Genomic DNA, 21,064 nt, shown 5'->3' with positions numbered 1-21,064 from the left:
TATTTTTCGAAAACAAAGCTAAAGTTCCACCTTTTAAAACCATCTTCTTCTCTTAAAAAGAAACACACCCACAGCAGATAACAAAATCGAAATCAACACCAGAATCCATAAACCCATAGGATTATCTTGTAAAGCATTAGGAACGTTCATACCGTAAAAACTAGCGATAACTGTAGGAATCATTAGTATGATCGAAATCGACGTCATCTGCTTCATTATGTTATTCATATTATTAGAAATCACAGACGCGTAAGCATCCATGGTTCCTGTCAAAATATCACTATAAATATTAGTAGTTTCTTGTGCTTGTCGCAATTCGATTTCGACATCTTCTAATAAATCAGAATCGTACGTTTCTCTCTGTGATTTTATATTTTTTATGCGGTGTAGTAAAATATCATTCCCTTTTAAAGAAGTCATAAAAAATACCAAGCATTTCTCAATTTGCAGTAAAGCTTGTAATTCTTGATTTTTTATGGATTTCTCTAAGTTGTCTTCGGCTAGCCTAATCTTCTGGTTGACTAATTTTAAATATTTCAAGTACCAGACGCTAGAGGATAATAAAAGACGTAGAACCAAATCAAAATTATCTTTTAAATCAATGTTTTTTCTCTTAGTATAAGCGACAAAGTCAGTGAGCATTTCCGTTTTATAAAAGCTAATTGTCACGCATACCTCTCCTTTAAAAACCACGCCTACTGGAATGGTATGAAAAGGTAATTTTATATCATTACTTTTCACTGGTATACGCATAATAATAAGCGTCCAGCCGTTTTCAACCTCAATACGTGGTCTTTCGTCTATGTCTTCAATATCGTTGTAAAAAGCTTCTGGAATTTGTAGTTCTTCCAGTAAATATCGTTTTTCATCAGGAGATGGACACTCAATATTTATCCAGCTGTTAGGAAACCAGTCAGCCACCTCAATTAATCCATTGTTGTTTTTGTAAAAAGCTCTCATTTCAAAATTCTATAGTATTAGTATAGCCTCTTGAAATTGATCAAGGGCCACATTTAGTTAAACATTTCCGAATAATAATCGTCCATTAGGTAAGTCTCTTTTTTTAAGTGGCACAAAAGTATTGTTTATTTCTAAGGCCAACTCTGTACTGTTGGTTTTTTATGTTTTATTTAATACCAAAAAAAAAACCTACTCGTTTGAGTAGGTTTAGGTATTTCTTATAATTTAGCCATTTTCATTTCTCTAGCTAATAAAGTATTTTTCATTAACATCGCAATGGTCATTGGTCCTACACCTCCAGGAACTGGTGTGATAAAACTCGCTTTTTTACTTACATTTTCAAAGTCAACATCACCAGTAATAACATATCCTTTTGCATTTGTATCATCACTTACACGTGTAATACCCACATCAATTACGACAGCACCATCTTTAACCATTTCTGCTTTAAGATAATTAGGAACCCCTAACGCTGTGATGATGATGTCTGCTTGTGTGGTAATTTGAGCAATATTCTTTGTATAACTATGTGTTAATGTCACTGTAGAGTTTCCAGGAAAACCCTTTCTACCCATTAAGATACTCATTGGTCGTCCTACAATATGGCTACGCCCTATAACAACAGTGTGCTTTCCTTGAGTTTCTACACCATAACGTTCTAATAATTCTAAAATTCCAAAAGGTGTTGCAGGAATAAATGTACTCATATCTAAGGCCATTTTCCCAAAGTTCTCTGGGTGAAAACCATCAACATCTTTGCTTGGATCAACTGCCATCAATACCTTTTGCTCATCAATTTGAACAGGTAAAGGCAATTGAACAATGAATCCATCGATATTATCATCTTCGTTTAATTCCTTAATTTTTTTAAGCAATTCTGTTTCAGATGTTGTGCTAGGCATTTTTACTAAAGTAGATTCAAACCCTACTCTTTCGCAGGCCTTCACTTTACTTCCTACGTAAGTTAAACTTGCGCCATCATTCCCCACAATAACTGCGGCAAGATGAGGCACTTTTTCCCCGTTTTTAATCATTTTTTGTACCTCAATAGCAATTTCGCCTTTGATGTCTTCTGCAGTTTTTTTTCCGTCTAGTAGTTGCATTTTTTAATGTAGTTTAAAATTTTAGAAATTTAAAAGTCCTCCCTCATAAGTACCTAAAAATTGTAAAACCGAATAGTAGTTGTTGTAATTTGTAGCAAAAATTTAAGGTTTAAAATTCCGTACAGAATCTTAAACCTTAAAATATTATTTTGGCATTCCTCCAGGCATACCGCCTTTCATTCCGCCCATCATTTTCATTAAATTTTTTCCTCCCGGACCTTGCATCATTTTCATCATTTTGCTCATTTGCTCAAACTGTTTCATCAACTGATTAACTTGCTCGATTTTTGTCCCAGAACCTTTTGAAATTCTCGCTTTCCTTTTCACATCAATAAGCGAAGGCTTGCTTCTTTCTGTGGGAGTCATCGAGTGGATAATTGCTTCAATGTGTTTGAAAGCATCATCTTCTATTTCTACATCTTTCATGGCTTTAGAAGCACCTGGTATCATTCCGACCAAGTCTTTCATATTACCCATTTTTTTCACTTGTTGAATTTGTGATAAGAAATCATCAAAACCAAATTCGTTTTTAGCAATTTTCTTTTGAATCTTTCTTGCCTCGTCTTCGTCAAATTGCTCTTGTGCTCTTTCAACTAAAGACACCACATCTCCCATTCCCAGGATACGTTCAGCCATACGTACAGGATAGAATACATCAATTGCATCCATTTTTTCACCCGTACCTACGAATTTAATTGGTTTATTAACTACAGTTTTGATCGAAAGCGCTGCTCCACCACGTGTATCTCCATCTAATTTAGTCAAGATTACTCCATCAAAATTCAAAATATCGTTGAACGCTTTTGCTGTATTTACCGCGTCCTGACCTGTCATAGCATCCACAACAAATAAAGTTTCTTGTGGTTGTATTGCTTTGTGAACGAGTGCAATCTCGTCCATCATTTGTTTATCTACTGCTAAACGACCTGCGGTATCGACAATAACAACATTAAAACCGTTTGCTTTTGCGTGTTTGATTGCATTTTGAGCAATTTCAACTGGATTTTTATTCTCTGGTTCTGAATAAACTTCAACACCTATAGAATCTCCTACAACGTATAACTGCTGGATAGCCGCCGGACGATAAATATCACAAGCAACTAAAAGTGGTTTCTTAGCTTTTTTTGTCTGAAGGTAATTAGCTAATTTCCCAGAAAAAGTTGTCTTACCTGATCCTTGTAAACCCGACATCAAGATAACAGTAGGTGTACCAGAAAGGTTAATTCCCGCAACATCACCACCCATCAACTCTGTTAATTCATCTTTTACAAGCTTCACTAACAATTGCCCCGGTTGCAAAGTAGTCAATACGTCTTGTCCAATTGCTTTTTCTTTCACTCTTGTAGTAAAATCTTTGGCAATTTTAAAATTCACATCGGCGTCAAGTAAGGCGCGACGTACTTCTTTCAAAGTTTCGGCTACGTTTACTTCAGTTATTTTTCCGTGCCCTTTTAATATATGAAAGGCTTTATCTAGTTTATCGCTTAAATTATCGAACATGTAATTGTTGTTTTAGGAATTGCAAATATAATACAAACTTCTGTAGGTACAAAGAGTCAAAGTAGCAAAGAAACAAAGTTTTACCCACTTAAATTCTCTTAAAAACAAGCTTAAATAATAATTGACTGACTATCCAAACCAAAAAAAGGCTAGACGAATCTAACCTTTTCAAAAATAAAAATAAAAAACACTGAAACTAACTCAATCGTAATATGTTCCTATTAATCAAAATAGGTTTCCATAATTTATAACTAAAGCCTATTATTGCTAAGTTTATGATTAACAATCCTAACATCTGGAATAACTCTCCAATTTCATTAGGTTCTAGAAACAAATGAAATAAGAATATATTAATGGTTACAGGTAACGCCACTATTGCCCCCAATAAAGAGAAAAACTGACTTATTAATAATACCCCAGCTAGGATTTCTACAAAACCTAAAAATTCCCAGAAGTAATTAGTTTGTTTCATCCCGAAAACGTAATTTTTAATCTTTAGGATCTCGGTATTAGGAGCTACTTCTTCTCCTTTCTTTACAGTCTCAATAATTTCGGTAGGTGATGGAGCTGGTTTATCAAATTTCTTGATTCCTCCAAAAATCATCATCCCTCCTAATATCAGGCTAAATAGTACTTTAAGTACAGGTAGTATCTTTTTCATAATTTTAATTTAAAATTGCATATTCTAAAATAGGATTTCCTCTTTCTCCAGCATCATTGGTCATGCTTAGAAATTTTATTTTATAATAATTATCAGCAGCATCTTTTACCACATAAAAACGATCTGTTTTAATACTTGGTAAAGTTCCCGGTCCGCCACCGCTCCTCCAACTAGAACCAATTACTCTTTGATCAGTACTTGAAAAAACAAAATTATCTTCAACTACATTTGCTTTGGCGAAAGCCAAATAAGATCCCCCATCAGCTTCTAGCACTTGGTACACTTTTGTACCTCCATTGGTATTTGAAACAATAAAATCAGAATAACCATAAGTCACTTCTGAACCAAAGTTCACATAATTTGTAAAAATGGTAAAGTTCAAATCCCATTTTGTTTTTAATGGCTCAACTGCAACATTTTTTTCAGTAATTAAACTAAAAAATGAAAAATTGAAATTCGCATCTTTAGCAATTATTTTTTCTTCAAAAGTTGTAGCTGTTAAATCTGCATACTGAATTTTATAACCTGTACCGTTTCTTAAAATTCTAACTTTTTTCCAACCTCTTGCAATCCCATCAACACTAACAGAACCTACAACTGGAGTTTCTGTTGAAACTGCGTATCCTAGATTAACTAAATACACTTTATTGTCAGCTTCTGTAGCTGAAATTTCAGCAATAGCAGTTCCAAGTCCTGCTCCATCTCCTTGTAAAACTCCTGTCGGGTTGTCTACATATCCGTTTGAAGAAGCGGTAGTTCCTGCCCCTACTGTTACTGCACTGTTTATTTCTTGTGGCAAACTAATATCTGAAGTAGCTAGTTGTTTTACGGCCATTTTAAGGGCACCATTAATGACTACTCTAAAATCAGAACCGCTTGAAAACCCGAAATCCCATGATGCTCTATCAACAACATCCATTTTTGCTGTGCTTAAATCTAAATAAACTTGATTGGGTTCGTTAGGACCGCCCACATTGGGTTGTAAAGTCTCCCCAACGGTAGCTATCTCGATAGGGTCTGCTTCATTATTTGAGCACGAAGCAAGTGTTAATAAGGCGAATGTCAAAGAAAAAATTGTCTTTTTCATAGTATTAAAATATATATTAAAAATTAAGGTTATACGTAAATTTGATAAAATAAGAGCGCCCATAAGCAAGCATTACATTAGAGGATGTTGCATGACCAGCTGCTAAATTTGCACCTGACTGATTAACATTACCAACATTAAATAAATTTCTAGATCCTATGATGGTGACTATTTTTTCATTGAAAAAACTTTTTTGAATAGAGGCGTCCAACCAGTTGCTGTCATCAATTTCAGACACCACGTACGTTGAATTACCTTCTATAAACTGTTGCGTTTTTCCGTTATATTTATAATATGTCGCTACTGTAGTTTCCCATTTTGGAATTGTGTAAGAAAGGCTACTATTGATATTAAATGAATATAAAAAACGATCATCTGAACTATAAACTTGATTGTCTATTTCCTGTGAGATCCCAATAAAAGAAGCGCCTACATTAAAATTGAAACTTCCTTTTTTAAACTGATTCATCGTTGAAACATTCCACATTTTATACGTACTGATATTAATGTATTGGTACATGGGATTGCCAGTGTCTTCATTAAAGCCAATTAATGCCATATCAATTCGATCCTTAACATTTAAAAAACTAGCAGTTACTGTATTTGAAAGTTGCACACCTGAATACAAATTAGTAGTTTTCTTAAGACTCGTTTCATAAGAAGTACTTTGCTCAGGAACTAGACTCTCGTTACCTGTAAAGAAATGACCGTCAAAAATTTGTTTGGAATAAAGCTCGTTAAAAGTAGGTGTGCGAAATGATTTCCCGTATGACATTCGAAAATCAATTCCTTTTTCAAAAGAATAGCGCAATCCTAATGAAGATGCATATTGATTTTCAAATTGTGATTGAGATGATATTCGGATACCTGGTCGTATAGCCATTTTTTCAAAAATATTGATCTCTGAAGAGACAAAGAAATCATAATTATTTAGTCTTTTTCGAATAGGAACAATGCTATTATTTGCTTCTTGTATCAGTGAAAAGCCATTGTTATTAACTATTTCATAACCTAATTGTAGATCAATAATTTTACTATTGAAAATATTACTTAATGTTCCCGTAGAATACAATACTTCCATGGATTGATCTTTAATACTACTATTATCCGCTTCCGTTTGAGAAAATAAATAATACTTAAAATCAGCAACTTCTCTTTGTTGTTTTTGATGAGAGAGTGACACGTTATAATTCAATTTAGAAAATATTTTCCCTGTAGCATTCACATTATGAAAATACCTATTTGTCATATACCTTTTATCATTCGTATACCGATAGGATCCCAATTGAGCATTGTATCCTGATTGTACGGTGCTATTGTAATACGCTACTGTTTCGTCTAAAAATTCAAATTTGTAAAAAATTCTGAAAGCATCTTTTTTATATGCAACAAGTGCTGTTCCATTCAATTGTTCTTTAGGAAGCCAACTGTATCCACGGTTAAAATCAGTCTCAGAATAATCTTTACCTTTTTTATTGTCTAAAAATCCCTGAAAATCATTCCGATTAAGTGCAGCACTTGCAAACCAATATTTATCAATAGAATGATTTATACTTAATGATTGTATGTGCCTGCCTTTATCAAATAAAGCAAATTCATTCCCTACAGTTTCTTCCTGAACAGCTGCAGATATATTCCATTTGTTAATTGCTGATTTCTTGGTTATAATATTCAATACACCGCTTACTGCATTTGCCCCATAGGCAACTCCCATTGAACCCTCGACAATCTCTATTTGCTCCACATCATTCAAATTTATTTGTGATAAATCAGTATTATTTCCTAAACCGGCCTCGCTTACAAGAGGTACATTATCAATCAAAATTTTAAAATATTGCGCATCTAAACCAAATAATGAAACAGTAGATCGTCCATCAGTTCCGCTTGGTGTTACGGTAATGTTTAAATACTGATTTAAAACATCTGATAAATTAGTTGCCGCTAATTGCTTGATGTCTTCTTTTGAAATAACACGAACATTAAAAACTGCCTTTTTTATTGATTGTGGTTCAAATTGACCAGTAACTACGACCTCAGATAATTTCTCTATTGACGAGATACTATCCCTGACTTGACCGAAAGTTGTTCCATATAAAAAGAGAGTCACAAATAAAGTTATTTTTAATTTCATTATTTTTATTTAATCTTAATAAGACCGCAAATGTATATATTATTTTTATTTATTCTAAATAAATATAATATATTTGTAAAAAAATTTAATTAAATAATTCTAAAAATTATGATTACTAAAAAGCTACTCCTTGCAGCAACCATCTCTTTAAACTGTTTAATAAGTCACAGTCAAAATGATAAAAAACAAAAAGACATCCAATCAATAAAAGCTATGTGTGGTTGTTATGAGGTGAAATTTAATTTTGCAGAAATCTTCCAATATTCAAAAGATACTGCCAATTATAAACCCTCAAAAACTAAGCACGATTATGGTTTAGAATGGGTAGAATTAGTCGAGGAAACACCAAACAAGTTAATGCTACAGCACCTATTAATTGTAAGTGATGACATGATTATAAAACACTGGAGGCAAGATTGGTTGTTCCAGAATACAGATTTATACAGCTACAATAAAGAGAACAATTGGAAATACATAAAATTACCAAAAGAGCAAGTAAAAGGACAATGGACTCAAAAAGTATTTCAAGTAGACGATAGTCCAAGATATGAAGGAACCGCAAGTTGGGTTCATATTGACGGTAAAGATTATTGGAAGAATACTACCGATGCGCCGTTACCAAGAAGAGAATATACTAAACGTGATGATTACAACATCTTAAAAAGAAGAAACATTCATGAAATTACAGCTACGGGATGGTTACACGAACAAGATAATGATAAAATAGTACGTAATGAAAATGGAAAAGATGTAGTACTAGCTCAAGAAAAAGGGATTGATACGTATACAAAAGTAACAGATGCTAAATGTATTGCGGCGCAAAACTGGTGGAAAGAGAATAACGATTTATGGAAGAATGTTAGAACTAAATGGCAAACTGTTTTTGCAGAAAACAAAGATCTTACCTTAGAGAAAAAAGTTTCTAACAAACCCCTTTACGCCCATTTATTTGATTTAAAACCTACCGCTACTAAAGGAGAAACTGATGCCATCATTGACAGTTTTATTGCAGATAAATAATCATTACAACTGAGTTAGTTACTAAAACACCCGATAATTTTGTAATTATCGGGTGTTTTTATATATTATTATCAAGTATTAAAACTGGAAATAAATAAATGGTTGTGGCCCACTTGTAGAGGTTGCATACACCACCCAAAATGTCATAGCTAATGCAAAAGCTTTAAATACAATAGGCATTTTATCAAAGATTGATTTATTGAATTCGACTATTCTTGCAGGAAGAAAATGCCAAGCAAAACCAAAAAGCATTACAATAAATACGTTTTCATATCCTTGAGCAATAACCCACCACTGTGATGGATCAAAAGTTACTTGCTGTATAGAATTTAATACATCTAATGCTATTGCAAAAGTCCCTGCACGGAAGAAAATCCAACAGAAAGCAACAAAATGAAAGGTGATTAAAACAGAAATCACATGAAAAAACCCCTTATTAATTGTCCACTTTGCTCCTTTTTTATCAGGAAAATATTCGGCAAAAACTTTATTTACTGCCAAAGCCAAACCATGCAAAGCACCCCAAACAATAAAACGAACACTGGCTCCATGCCAGAAACCGCCTAACAACATTGTGGTCATCATATTGACATTGGTATACATTGTCTTTTCTGAATTTTTAGAAAAAACTATTGTCAGGATAAAGACAATTGCAGCAACAATACCTATAATTAATGGAATAGGTGAAACAGCAAATTGTAAAAACCCATAAATTAATAACCCTCCAAAAAATACTGATGGGAATAAAAATCCAGCAAATGAGCCGCTGCGATTCCCTCCTATTGTGATGTATAAATAATCACGCAACCATGTGGATAACGAGATGTGCCATCGTCTCCAGAATTCAGTAATAGAAGCCGACTTATAGGGAGTTACAAAGTTTGTTGATAATTTAAAGCCCATTAACAAAGCAATACCAATGGCCATATCAGAATATCCTGAAAAATCACAATAAATTTGTAACGTATATCCATAGGCAGCCATTAAATTTTCAAAGGCGGTATAACTCTTTGGCGCATCAAAAACACGATCAACAAAATTCAACGAGATATAATCAGAAACTACTGTTTTCTTTATCAATCCTCCTATAATCATAAACAAGGCATTATTAACGTCAGAACGAGATAGTGTTGTCTTTTTATAAATTTGCGGAATAAACTCAGATGCTCTTACAATAGGCCCTGCGACTAATTGTGGAAAGAAAGACACAAAAAACATGTAGTCAAAAAAGTTCTTTGTAGGCTCTAGTTCTCTTCTATAAATATCAATAATGTAACTCATTGACTGAAAAGTATAAAACGAAATCCCAACAGGAAGAATAATATTCTGCAACGATAAATGTCCTTCAAATAGTCCATTATAACTCACAATCATAAAGTTAGCATACTTAAAATAACCTAGGAAACCCAAATTAAAAAGCACACTGACGATAATGAAAAATTTCCGGAAACGCTCGTTTGTTTCTTGGTATAAAAACTTGGCTAAAGTAAAATCTATTACTCCCGAAAAAAGTAATAATAAAAAATAAACACCACTTGACTTATAATAGAAAAATAGCGAAAAGGCAAACACATAGATATTACGATATATACGTGAACTTACTTTTGTCGTTAAAATATAAATAGGATAAAAAACTAAGAACACTCCTAGAAAGAAAGCCGTATTAAATAAAATAGGCTCTTTAGGATTGTAAACAAACCAATTCCCAATTTCATCTAGTGAAATTTGTCCATAAGTTTGCATGAACCAATTTTGTAATGCTGATAAAATATCCACTTATTATTACTTATTATAATTATGAAATGTTTTAATAATCTCTTCTGAAACTAAGGCACCTTGTAATTGATAACCCGCAACAGTATAATGCACTCTATCTGCGGCTATTATTCCGTTTTTAAAGTTTTTCTCTACTCCGTGCAAACCTCCTAGTTGGGAATACAAATCATATACTGCATATTGATTTTGAATCGCTCCTTTTTTAATTTCATCACAATAACCATCAACAATTGTATTTAATTTATGATGTGCTAAAAAGGACGGTGGCGGCGTCAAAACTAAAATTGCTGAATTAGGATTGGCCTTTTTTACATTTTTTATAAACAGTTCTAATTGGCTCATGAACTCCTCATTGGTAAATTTCCCGTAAGACTCATTAGTACCAAAAGAAACAACTATTAAATTAGGTTGTAATCCTTTTAACTGCTCAAAAAACAAAGGGTATTTATTGTAATCAGAAAATTTAGCTCCGTTAACCCCTAGGTTATGATATAGTATCCCAGGTTTGTCATTTTCTAACACAACACCGCTTAATACATAATCTGATTGTTCTTTATTAGGTAACAAATATATTTTACGCAAAGCTTCATCAGAGTGGTAATAATGGTAATTATTAGTAGCTAATAAATCTAACGGCTTAAAATAAGACTCTGAAACTGACACTTCCTTAGTTTCCTTAGTAGGGATTTTTAAGGTTTTACCAAAAGCGATTCGGGTTGATTTTAATCCGTTTGCTTTTTTTAATTGTGCTGCAGTGACACCATATTTCTCAGCAATTTCTGATATAGTTTCGCCTCTTTTAATCTTATGAACAATCACTTTAGGCGCAGTAGATTTTAAAATAATGGCTTCTTTAGAAGTTGCTATTTCAAATAAATCTTTATTCTCTGGTGTAATGATTTTTATAGTATTAAAATCATTTGCAGCTTCTTTAGCATTTAACTGCAATACTAATTTTTTAGAATTAGTACTTAATAAAATCCCGCTCAGTCCAATGGGATCTCCATTATCAGGGAAAATATTTCTATAGTTTTTCCAGATTACATTTGATGAAAATCGAAAATCAGATGATCCATTGGTTTTAGCCAAATTATGCGGAAAAATAAAGCCCCTACCTGCATTTCCAAAATAATCTTGCAAATTCTCCCGAATCTCATTGGTCATCAAATCTGCTTGAATATGAGAGTCCCCAATATGTACAATATTAATTTGACCTGAGTTATCGTGTTTTAACTGCTTTAGCTTGGCTAAAAAAGAGGCTATTTCAATACTATTCTGAATTCCATTTTCATCGTTATATGAATGAGAAACCGATTTGTTGCTAATGTTTTCGTCCATAGTTACAGTAGTGTCAGTGGTATCCTTTGTTTGTGAACAGCCTTTAAAGCTAATGAACCCAATTAAAAATAACAGATATAATTTATTGCCCATTGGTACTTTCTTGATTGTTTGTAATACTATCTGATTTGATTTTCACAGCAGTAGTATTTTGATTTATTGGATTTGCTCGCTTTCGCAAAAGCTTGTATTTTTCGTATCCTTTATCTAATTCTTGGAATAACATACCGCCAATTTTTTTAGCTCCTCTAAAATTAAAATGGGTATAATCCTTATTTGCTAAAGGTGGATCTTGCTCTACCCATTTTGCCATAGAACCATCACCTCCCATTAATTTATACAAATCGATATATGCTGATTTTGTTTTTGCGGCATACCTCTTTTGAGAATTGGTAAGTGGTACTACAGCGGAATCTGTTTTCATAACTGCATCATATTTAGACGACTTATCTGCTGTAGAAATAATTAAAATAGCCGCTCCAGGAAAACTTTTTTGCAAACGTTCAACCGTTCTAGTCATACTTTTATCGTACCAACTAAAATCTAACGTTCCGTATTTTAAAACATTAGTCCCATAATGCAATACAATCAGGTCGTAACCTAACTTTTGCTGAAAAGCATTCATTAAAGGCACATCAAATTTAGATATTGGGATTCCAGAATTTCCACGTTGCGAAAAATTATCAACGTGAACTCCCTTTCCGTTATCAAAATTCACTCCGTAAATAGGAATCGATTTTGCTTTCTTAAAAGCAATAGTTACCGCTTGTAAGTTATTTGGCGCAAGCTGAATAGTATTTAAAATCTTAGTAGGATTTAATTTTTTAATAATCGTATCGTTCTTAATTTGGTACGAAATAAAACCATTTTGATTGGCAGCACTTCCGTAGAACAACGTAGGGTTATTTAACTGTGAGGTATTTTTACCTCTTCCTGCTTGGTATTTAACCCAGGTTTTATTTATTGTATCATTTGCAAAAAACACATGACCATTTACAGCAAATGGCCTAATGGGATTTTTAACATTCAAGTACGATTGCATTTTCCAGTTTTTAGAATACTGGTGCGTTACAGAACTACGCGATGATGCTGACTCAGAAGTTATCGCAACAAAACCAACTCCTTCACCGCCAAATTTATTTTGATATTCACTACGGAAATCTTGAACGATAAAATCGCCATCAGTCATTGAATCGCCAAAATAAGCAATGCGAACTTTTCCTTTGTGGTTGGTTTCTATTTGGAATAACTTTTCATAGAACGCGCTTAAAAATTGCGTTCCATTGTAGTTTTCGTAAGATTCACCCGAAAATACAACTCCTAGGTTTGAACTACTCGCAACTTGCTGATTAAGGATAGGATTACCCAGAGAATCAGTAGCACCAGGAGTAATAGAATCACCCATTACTCCTTGTTGCTCTATATTCTTATCTGCATTTATTGCATCAATTAACATACTATCGATAAGTACGTTTTTAGTACCAGCTTCCTTTTCAGAAAAAAGTTGTTTGGGTAATACTTCTTTTATTCCTATAAAAAATAGTGTGGCTAAAAGAATAATCAAAAATGATTGAAAAAAATAACTTTTCGGTGTATTCACTTTAAAACATTAAACAGTTAAATAGTATGTAATAATTACATGCGTTCTGGAACATTGATTCCAAGTAATCCAAAAGAAGCAGCAATAATATTAGCTACTTTTTTAGAAAGTTGTACTCTAAAAACTTTTTTACTCATTTCCTCTTCTCCTAAAATAGGTACTGCTTGATAGAAAGAATTATACTCACGAACTAAATCATAAGTAAAATTAGCTAATAAAGCAGGACTATGATTATGAGCTGCATTTTGAATCACCTCAGGGAATAACTCAATTTGTTTCAACAATTCCTTTTCTTTTTCATGAAGGCTTAGCATTCCTGAATTGTTAGAAAAATCAAAATTAGCTTTACGAATAATCGACTGAATTCTTGCGTATGTATATTGAATAAAAGGCCCTGTGTTTCCAGCAAAATCTACAGATTCTTCTGGGTTAAAAAGGATTCTCTTTTTAGGATCAACTTTTAAAATGTAATATTTTAACGCTCCTAAACCAATTGTATTGTACAAATTTGTTTTCTCTTCATCAGAATAACTATCAAGTTTTCCTAAATCTTCAGAAATTTTTTGAGCTGTACTCGTCATTTCTTGCATTAAATCATCAGCATCTACCACTGTACCTTCACGACTTTTCATTTTTCCAGAAGGTAAATCAACCATTCCATAGGATAAGTGATACAAGCTTGAAGCCCAATCAAAACCTAATTTTTTAAGGATTAAGAACAACACTTTAAAGTGATAATCTTGCTCATTCCCTACTGTATAAACCATTCCGCCTACATCAGCCATGTCTTTTACACGTTGAATAGCCGTTCCTATATCTTGTGTCATGTAAACCGCAGTTCCGTCAGAACGCAGTACAATTTTACGATCTAAACCTTCATCACTCAAATCAATCCAAACTGAACCGTCAGGATCTCTTTCAAAAATACCTTTCTCCAGACCTATATTTACTACATCTTTCCCTAATAAATACGTATTACTTTCGTAATAATATTTATCAAAATCAACGCCCAAATTTTTATATGTAATAGCAAAACCATCATAAACCCATTGGTTCATTTTTGCCCACAATTCTTTTACAGCAGCATCTCCAGCTTCCCATTTTTGAAGCATTTCTTGCGCCTCAATAATAATTGGTGCTTGTTTTTTTGCTTCTTCTTCTGTTTTACCGTCACTCATTAACTGAGCAATTTGTTCTTTATAAGCTTTATCAAATGCAACATAATAGTTCCCTACTAATTTGTCCCCTTTTAAACCAGTACTTTCAGGAGTTTCTCCGTTACCAAATTTCTGCCAAGCCAACATCGACTTACAAATATGGATTCCACGGTCGTTAATAATTTGGGTTTTGTACACTTTTTTACCTGAAGCCTTAATAATTTCAGCAACAGCATAACCTAATAAGTTATTACGTACGTGACCTAAATGCAAGGGTTTATTGGTATTTGGCGAAGAATACTCCACCATAATCGCTTTGTCATCTGGATTAGGAGTAACAAAACCATATTTTGATTCGTCTTTGATTCCGTTGAAAAAATTCAGATAATAAGCATCTGATATCACTATGTTTAAAAAACCAGAAACAACATTAAATCTACTTACCTCATCAAGGTTTTCGACTAAGTAGTTCCCTATTTTATTTCCTAATTCTACAGGATTACTTTTAATTACTTTCAATAAAGGAAAAATAACCATTGTTATATCCCCTTCAAATTCTTTGCGAGTAGTTTGAAATTCAACTTTGTCAATAGTAACGTCAAATAAAGTCTGAATTGCTTTCTCAATAGAAGGTGTAAGAATTTCTGGTAATGTCATGAATATAATTTTAGAGTGCAAAGATAATTCTAATTAACTAATATGTTCGCAAAAAAGTAGTATTAGGCTTCAAAAAAGTAAAAAAAGCGCCTTTTATTTATCGAAAGTTACCCAGCCACTCTTTAGGATTGGCTTTTCAGCCAAATTAAATTTAAAAACAGCATTGCATTTCGTTTCAATTTAAAAGTCATTTGCTGACTTTTATTAATTCCAAATCTACAAAAGACAAACAAAACTGTAATCCTTTTCCTTTTTTATTAATTTATTTTCATTTTTACTTTTTTATTTTATAAGTAACAAAGCGTTGTAAAAACAGTCTTTGAAGTAAATAAGCGTACAATTTTAAAAATAAATTATATAAAACAGTACTATGCAATACATAATATTATGATAAAAACAATACCTTTGAAAAATCAATCAAATATTAAATCAAAAATCATCAATCATGAAAATCAAACTATTATTAGTATGCTTTTTTGGAACCTTAGTTTCCATGCAAGCGCAAAATGCAGTCACAACCAATCTTTCAGAAAAACAAGGAAGCGTTTCAGGGAAAATTATCGACTTAAAAACAAGTGAATCGCTTCCTTATGTGAACGTTGTAATTAAAGAAGCTAACCAGTTAATCACAGCTGGAGTCACTTCTGACAAAGGATTTTTTTACATTAAAAATTTAGATTTAAAGAATTACAATGTCGAAATTCAGTTTATGGGTTACAAAACGATTTTAAAAACCATCACTTTATCAAGCGATAATAAAAACCTGGATTTGGGTACCATTTCACTTCAAGAAAATGCGATTGAATTGCAAGGAGTTAATATCGTAAGTGAGAAATCGACTATTGTTCAAAAAATAGATCGAAAAATCATTAATGTGGGCAAAGACTTAATTTCGACTGGAGCAACAGCCAGCGAAATAATGAATAACATTCCCTCAGTAAGTGTTGATCCGCAAACAAACGCGATTAGTTTAAGAGGAAACTCAAATGTAAAAGTTTTAATAGACGGAAAACCATCTACGATTGACGCATCGCAAATACTGCAACAAATTCCGTCAGCATCTATCAAACAAATTGAGTTGATTACCAATCCATCGGCAAAATACAATCCAGAAGGAATGAGCGGAATTATCAATATCGTATTGAATAAAAACAGCAAAATAGGTTTTAATGGCAGTATCAATAACGGAATCACATTTGGGAAAACACCCAAAGTAAATTCAGCTTTCGACCTAAACTATCGCAACGGAAAATTTAATTTTTATGGTAATTATGGGCTTAATCACGGCAAGCGCCTTAATAGAGGAGTAATTGTAAGCGAGGAAGAAGACAAAGAAAACACACAGCATTTTCAATTTGATAACTTAAACACCTCTCATCTTGCTAAAGTAGGTGTAGATTATTACCTCAACGACAACAATACCTTATCATTTTATACCAATCAAGTGTTTTTTAATTCAAAAGGTTTAGGAAGTACCTCAGTAGATTATGTTTCTAACACCACAAATGTAGACTTGTTACAACCCTATCAAAATAGTCAAGACAATCAAGGTCAAACGTATAATTTTGATTACAAAATAAATTTCAAAAAAGAAGGACACAATCTAGAGCTTGAAGCTAATTATGGTGAAGATGACAGTCGTGAAAATGCAATTTACACCAACTTAAATAAAGACAGCAATACACTTATTAACTCTTTCATTAATGATGTGCGTGTACTTAGCAAAAGTACCATTGTGAATCTTGACTATGTGAATCCATTGAGTGAAACCATAAAATTAGAATTGGGTTTAGAACTTAGAGAAGAAACTACAGATAACAATTTATTTAGAGACCAAGTCTATGGTTCTAATTTTACTTATGATCGAAATATCTACTCAGGTTATGCTACACTGGGTAAACAGTGGAAAAAATGGAGTTTTCAAGCAGGAGCGCGTTTGGAGCAATATAATGTTGATGCTTTATTTCAACAAGTGGCTGAAGCTAACGGAAAATTTAACGACGACATTTTAAGTATATACCCTTCTACTTTCTTGAATTACAACCCTAGTGAAAACAACTCCTTTAATTTAAGCTTTTCACGACGCGTAGACCGACCAAGTATTGATCAAGTGAACCCAATTAGAGAATGGAGTACTGCAACATTAGATTCAGAAGGAAACCCAAATCTTGTACCGCAATTTACCAACTCCTTTGAATTGAATTATACTAGAAAAACAAAAATAGGTTCGATTACTTCAGGCGTTTTTTATAGAAAAATTGAAAACGAAATCAATAGAGTACTTTTTACCAATTTAGAAAATCCAAACAAACAAGTGTTATCCTATGCCAATTTTGACAATAACAACGCCTACGGAATTGAGGTGTCAGGAAATTTAGATTTTAAAAAATGGTGGAGCGCTAACGTTAGTTTAGATGCTTATCAAAGGAAAATTAAAGGAACTATCGAAATTACTCCTGGAAACTACGAATTTGAAACAATAGATGCCACCACTTTTAATGCCCGAATCAACAATACTTTTAAACCAACCAAAGATTTGCGTGTGCAGTTGTTTGCCATGTACAGAGGAAGAGAACGCAGTATTCAGTTTAACGTTGCTAAAATGTGGAAAATGGATATTGGAACAAGTTATACTGTTCTAAAAGGAAATGGAACGGTTAGTGCTCGTTTTAGTGATGTATTTAACACCATGCGTTTTGCTTTTAATAATGACAAACCCTACAAAACAAACGGGCAGTTCAATTGGGAAAGTCAAACAGTGTATTTAGGATTTAATTACCGTTTTGGAAGTGGAAAAAATAAAGCCGCTGAAAGAAAACAAAGAGACAAAAATGAAAGCCAAGGAGGCGGCGTTCTATAAACTAACTATAAAAATAAGGTTACCCAAAGAAAAACCCGAAGTCATGATGACTTCGGGTTTTTTTATATTTCAAAAGGATGTTTTTATTGGTATAAAATTACCATTTAATAACCGCACTTGCCCAAGTAAATCCACTTCCAAAAGCAGCCAAAACTACAGTGTCTCCAGATTTAATTTTTCCTTTTTCCCATGCTTCGGTTAAAGCAATTGGAATAGAAGCAGCAGTGGTGTTTCCGTATTTTTGAATGTTATTAAAAACTTGGTCATCCGTAAGCTCAAATTTCTTTTGTATGAACTGAGAAATTCTCAAGTTTGCTTGATGCGGAATCAACATATCAATATCAGATACCTTTAGATTATTGGCTTCAAGCCCTTCATTAATTACCTCAGCAAAACGAACTACAGCATTTTTAAATACAAACTGTCCGTTCATATGTGGAAAATAACTATCATCATCAGGATTATTGTCTGCAATAATATCCGTCACCCATCTTGCTCCCATTCCTGGTGCAATAAGTGCTAATTCTTCGGCATGTTGCCCTTCAGAGTGTAAATGTGTAGAAAGAATTCCTTTAGTCAAGTCTTCTTCTCTACTTAAAACAGCTGCTCCAGCTCCATCACCAAAAATTACTGATACACCGCGTCCACGAGTCGTCATGTCTAAACCTGTAGAATGCACCTCAGAACCAATTACCAAAATATTTTTATACATTCCGGTTTTAATATACTGATCTGCAACAGATAACGCATAAATAAATCCCGAACATTGATTTCTTACATCAAGAGCACCTATTGTTCTTAAACCTAAATCACGTTGTACAAGTACACCTGGCCCAGGAAAATAGTAATCTGGACTTAATGTAGCAAAAACTATAAAATCAATATCTTCTTTAGCCACACCAGAGCGTTCAATAGCTACTTCAGCAGCCTTAACTCCCATAGATGTAGTTGTATCCTCTCCTCTTATAATGTGTCTTCTCTCCTCAATACCAGTTCGTTCCTGAATCCACTCGTCTGTTGTGTCAATGATTTTTGTTAAATCATCGTTAGTTACAACATTGGAAGGAACGTAATATCCTAATCCCGCAATTTTTGAATGATACATATTGTTGTTTTATTAAAATAAGATTGCAAATTTAAAAATACTTTAAAATATAAACGTACAAATTACTGATTTTTTAACAAATAGCAATTTTTTAAGAGAAACTAGTGAATTTACCCCTAGTTTTTCAAAAGTAACAAATTGCTTATTCAACCAATAAAAACAACTATAATCTTACTAATCTACTACGCTTTCAGTAAAATAATTATTGTCTAAAATTTTGTTCATTTGAATTATTTTCGATAAAAATAGTACCGATAATAATTTCATTTTAAAATGTAGTTTAAAACACCCACAGAATACTCGTTTCTGAAAGCATTTTATATTTATGAAATCATTAGTGTCACTGTTTCATTGACTGGCAACGGACGGTCATGTTCAAAGAAAATTACTTTTCTATCAAAGACTGCTTTTATTAAATAATAACCGCCTTTAAAATACGACTGTTTCACCACCGCATTAAGCATCCCGTTATCGACCACTTTTAATTGGTTAGGATATAACAAAACTGTTTCATCGGCACCATCAACAGGAACTAACTGAGATAATTTCAACTCGTTTACCTCTCCAAAAAGAGAAGCAACATATTTATTTATTGGGTTGTTATACAAACTAAATGAGTTGGCTTTGTCTACCATCATTCCGTTTTGTAAAACGATTGTTTCATCAGCATAGGACAATGCATCTGTGCTATCATGAGTGGCTACAATACATGTAATTCCTTTGGTCTTTAAATAAGCAAACAAATTACGTCTTAAAGCGTTTTTTCTAAAGTTATCAATATGACTAAAAGGTTCGTCTAGCAATAAAATTTCAGGTTCATTAGCAAGAACTCTTGCTAGTGCCACACGTTGTTGCTGTCCTCCACTTAAATATTTGGCCTGAACGTTTGCGAATTCGGTCATTTCGACCATTTCTAATAACTGTTCGACACGTAGTTTTTTCAAGGCGTTAAAACCATTAGATAAAAACTTACCCACGTTTTCAGCAACTGTAGTGTACGGCATTAAATCAAAATCCTGGGCAAGATATTTTATAAAAGGCATTCCAGGAACCAAGTTATATTTAGGCCCAGTAACCTTTTTATCGCCCCATGTAATTGCTCCTTCATCTAAATCATACAAGCCATAAACTAGTTTTAGTAAAGTACTTTTACCACAACCACTCTCACCAATAACAGCAATATTCTGTCCTTTTTCAATAGTGAAATTGATGTTTTTTAAAACGGGTTTTTCGTTATAACCAAAAGAGATGTTTTGAACTTGAAGCATTTTTATGATATGAAATTTTAAGGATACAAAGATAGATTTCTTTACTAGAAATAACGGAAATGAAATGATAATTAAAATAAAAAAAGTCGTTTCATCCTAAAACGAAACGACTTTTTTATGTTATAAAAAAAAAGCAAATTGCTTAGTTTCCTGATTCTTTTTGAGCGTCTTGTTGCATTTTTTCATTTGCAGTAATAGCAAATTCAACACGACGGTTTTGCGCTTTACCAGCTGAAGTTTCATTTGTTGCAATTGGGTCAGCAATACCTAAACCAGTTACTGTAAATCTACCTAAAACTAATCCTTTAGACACTAAGTAATCTCTTACTGAAGCTGCTCTTTCACCTGAAAGTTTCAAGTTAAAATCAGCAGGTCCTGAACTATCAGTATATCCAAAAATAGTTATGTTAGTATCAGCATATTCTTGAAATACCGGTATTAATTTATCTAAATTCGCTTTTGCAGCAGCAGTTAGACTAGATTTGTTAGTATCAAAACGTACTGCATTTTCATTCAATACTAATTTGATCCCTTCTCCTACTCTTTCTACCTCTGCACCAGGAATTGCTTGATCAATTTGTCTTGCTTGTTTGTCCATTTTATTACCAATAACACCACCGGCAACTCCACCAACAACTCCACCTAGAACAGCACCTACAGCAGTATTACCACCTTTACCTAAGTTGTTTCCTAGAACTCCACCTAGCACCGCTCCAGCTACGGCACCTATTCCAGCACCTTTTTGAGTGTTATTTGTGTTTTTTACAGCATCACAGCTTGTAAACAGTGAACCCATAGCCATTACTAAGGCCATTGAAAGTATAGAAATCTTTTTCATAAT

The 21,064-nt window shown here is 33.1% G+C and carries 15 protein-coding genes; 2 read left to right on the top strand and 13 right to left on the bottom strand.

Annotation, left to right across the window (positions count from 1 at the left end; all coding sequences use genetic code 11):
* Positions 1-33: 33 nt before the first annotated feature.
* From HNP99_RS07695 to HNP99_RS07670, 6 genes are all read right to left on the bottom strand, one after another.
* A complete protein-coding gene (locus tag HNP99_RS07695) occupies positions 34-960 on the bottom strand; it encodes a magnesium transporter CorA family protein (RefSeq protein WP_173852795.1) in 927 nt (308 codons plus the stop codon).
* Positions 961-1,178: 218 nt separating this feature from the next.
* Entirely contained in the window at positions 1,179-2,063 is an 885-nt protein-coding gene (locus HNP99_RS07690; RefSeq protein ID WP_173836869.1) for a bifunctional 5,10-methylenetetrahydrofolate dehydrogenase/5,10-methenyltetrahydrofolate cyclohydrolase, read from the bottom strand.
* Positions 2,064-2,207: 144 nt separating this feature from the next.
* A complete protein-coding gene (gene ffh, locus HNP99_RS07685; RefSeq protein WP_173852794.1) occupies positions 2,208-3,563 on the bottom strand; it encodes a signal recognition particle protein in 1,356 nt (451 codons plus the stop codon).
* Between the two features lie 196 nt (positions 3,564-3,759).
* A complete protein-coding gene (locus tag HNP99_RS07680; protein ID WP_173852793.1) occupies positions 3,760-4,224 on the bottom strand; it encodes a DoxX family membrane protein in 465 nt (154 codons plus the stop codon).
* Positions 4,225-4,228: 4 nt separating this feature from the next.
* Positions 4,229-5,311, bottom strand: a complete 1,083-nt coding sequence (locus HNP99_RS07675; protein WP_173852792.1) for an HmuY family protein — start codon at positions 5,309-5,311, stop codon at positions 4,229-4,231.
* A gap of 16 nt (positions 5,312-5,327) precedes the next feature.
* Positions 5,328-7,442, bottom strand: a complete 2,115-nt coding sequence (locus tag HNP99_RS07670; RefSeq protein WP_173852791.1) for a TonB-dependent receptor plug domain-containing protein — start codon at positions 7,440-7,442, stop codon at positions 5,328-5,330.
* A 108-nt stretch (positions 7,443-7,550) separates the two neighbouring features.
* Between HNP99_RS07670 and HNP99_RS07665 the strand changes: the two genes are divergently transcribed.
* Positions 7,551-8,462 carry a DUF6607 family protein gene (locus HNP99_RS07665; RefSeq protein ID WP_173852790.1) on the top strand — a complete coding sequence of 304 codons (912 nt, stop codon included), beginning with the start codon at positions 7,551-7,553 and terminating at the stop codon, positions 8,460-8,462.
* Positions 8,463-8,540: 78 nt separating this feature from the next.
* Here HNP99_RS07665 and HNP99_RS07660 read toward each other — a convergent pair whose 3' ends face one another.
* Genes HNP99_RS07660 through argS form a run of 4 tightly spaced genes read right to left on the bottom strand, consistent with a single transcriptional unit; the run spans position 8,541 to position 14,990 of the window.
* The gene (locus HNP99_RS07660; protein WP_173852988.1) at positions 8,541-10,205 is read right to left on the bottom strand and encodes an MBOAT family O-acyltransferase; all 1,665 of its coding nucleotides are present in this window, start codon (positions 10,203-10,205) and stop codon (positions 8,541-8,543) included.
* Between the two features lie 39 nt (positions 10,206-10,244).
* Positions 10,245-11,669, bottom strand: coding sequence for a LysM peptidoglycan-binding domain-containing protein (locus HNP99_RS07655; protein ID WP_173852789.1), 1,425 nt, complete (start codon positions 11,667-11,669; stop codon positions 10,245-10,247).
* Positions 11,659-13,176 carry an SGNH/GDSL hydrolase family protein gene (locus HNP99_RS07650; RefSeq protein ID WP_173852788.1) on the bottom strand — a complete coding sequence of 506 codons (1,518 nt, stop codon included), beginning with the start codon at positions 13,174-13,176 and terminating at the stop codon, positions 11,659-11,661. Before HNP99_RS07650 ends, HNP99_RS07655 begins: the two co-directional genes overlap by 11 nt.
* A 35-nt stretch (positions 13,177-13,211) precedes the next feature.
* Positions 13,212-14,990: an arginine--tRNA ligase gene (gene argS / locus HNP99_RS07645; protein WP_173852787.1), complete on the bottom strand. Its 1,779-nt coding sequence runs from the start codon at positions 14,988-14,990 to the stop codon at positions 13,212-13,214.
* 445 nt (positions 14,991-15,435) lie between these two features.
* On the opposite strand from argS, the gene HNP99_RS07640 reads away from it, so the two are divergent.
* A complete protein-coding gene (locus HNP99_RS07640; RefSeq protein WP_173852786.1) occupies positions 15,436-17,850 on the top strand; it encodes a TonB-dependent receptor in 2,415 nt (804 codons plus the stop codon).
* A 97-nt stretch (positions 17,851-17,947) separates the two neighbouring features.
* Here HNP99_RS07640 and HNP99_RS07635 read toward each other — a convergent pair whose 3' ends face one another.
* The 3 genes from HNP99_RS07635 to HNP99_RS07625 form a co-directional block, all read right to left on the bottom strand.
* Complete coding sequence (locus tag HNP99_RS07635) at positions 17,948-18,955, bottom strand: 3-oxoacyl-ACP synthase III family protein (protein ID WP_173852785.1); 1,008 nt, start codon at positions 18,953-18,955, stop codon at positions 17,948-17,950.
* 323 nt (positions 18,956-19,278) lie between these two features.
* Positions 19,279-20,223 carry an ABC transporter ATP-binding protein gene (locus tag HNP99_RS07630; protein WP_173852784.1) on the bottom strand — a complete coding sequence of 315 codons (945 nt, stop codon included), beginning with the start codon at positions 20,221-20,223 and terminating at the stop codon, positions 19,279-19,281.
* 142 nt (positions 20,224-20,365) lie between these two features.
* Entirely contained in the window at positions 20,366-21,061 is a 696-nt protein-coding gene (locus tag HNP99_RS07625) for a YiaD family glycine zipper/OmpA-like lipoprotein (RefSeq protein ID WP_173852783.1), read from the bottom strand.
* Positions 21,062-21,064: the final 3 nt, after the last annotated feature.

Source organism: Flavobacterium gelidicaeli (assembly GCF_013294005.1).
In the GTDB taxonomy this organism is placed as follows: domain Bacteria; phylum Bacteroidota; class Bacteroidia; order Flavobacteriales; family Flavobacteriaceae; genus Flavobacterium.
This window is presented reverse-complemented; position numbering and strand designations above follow the sequence as displayed.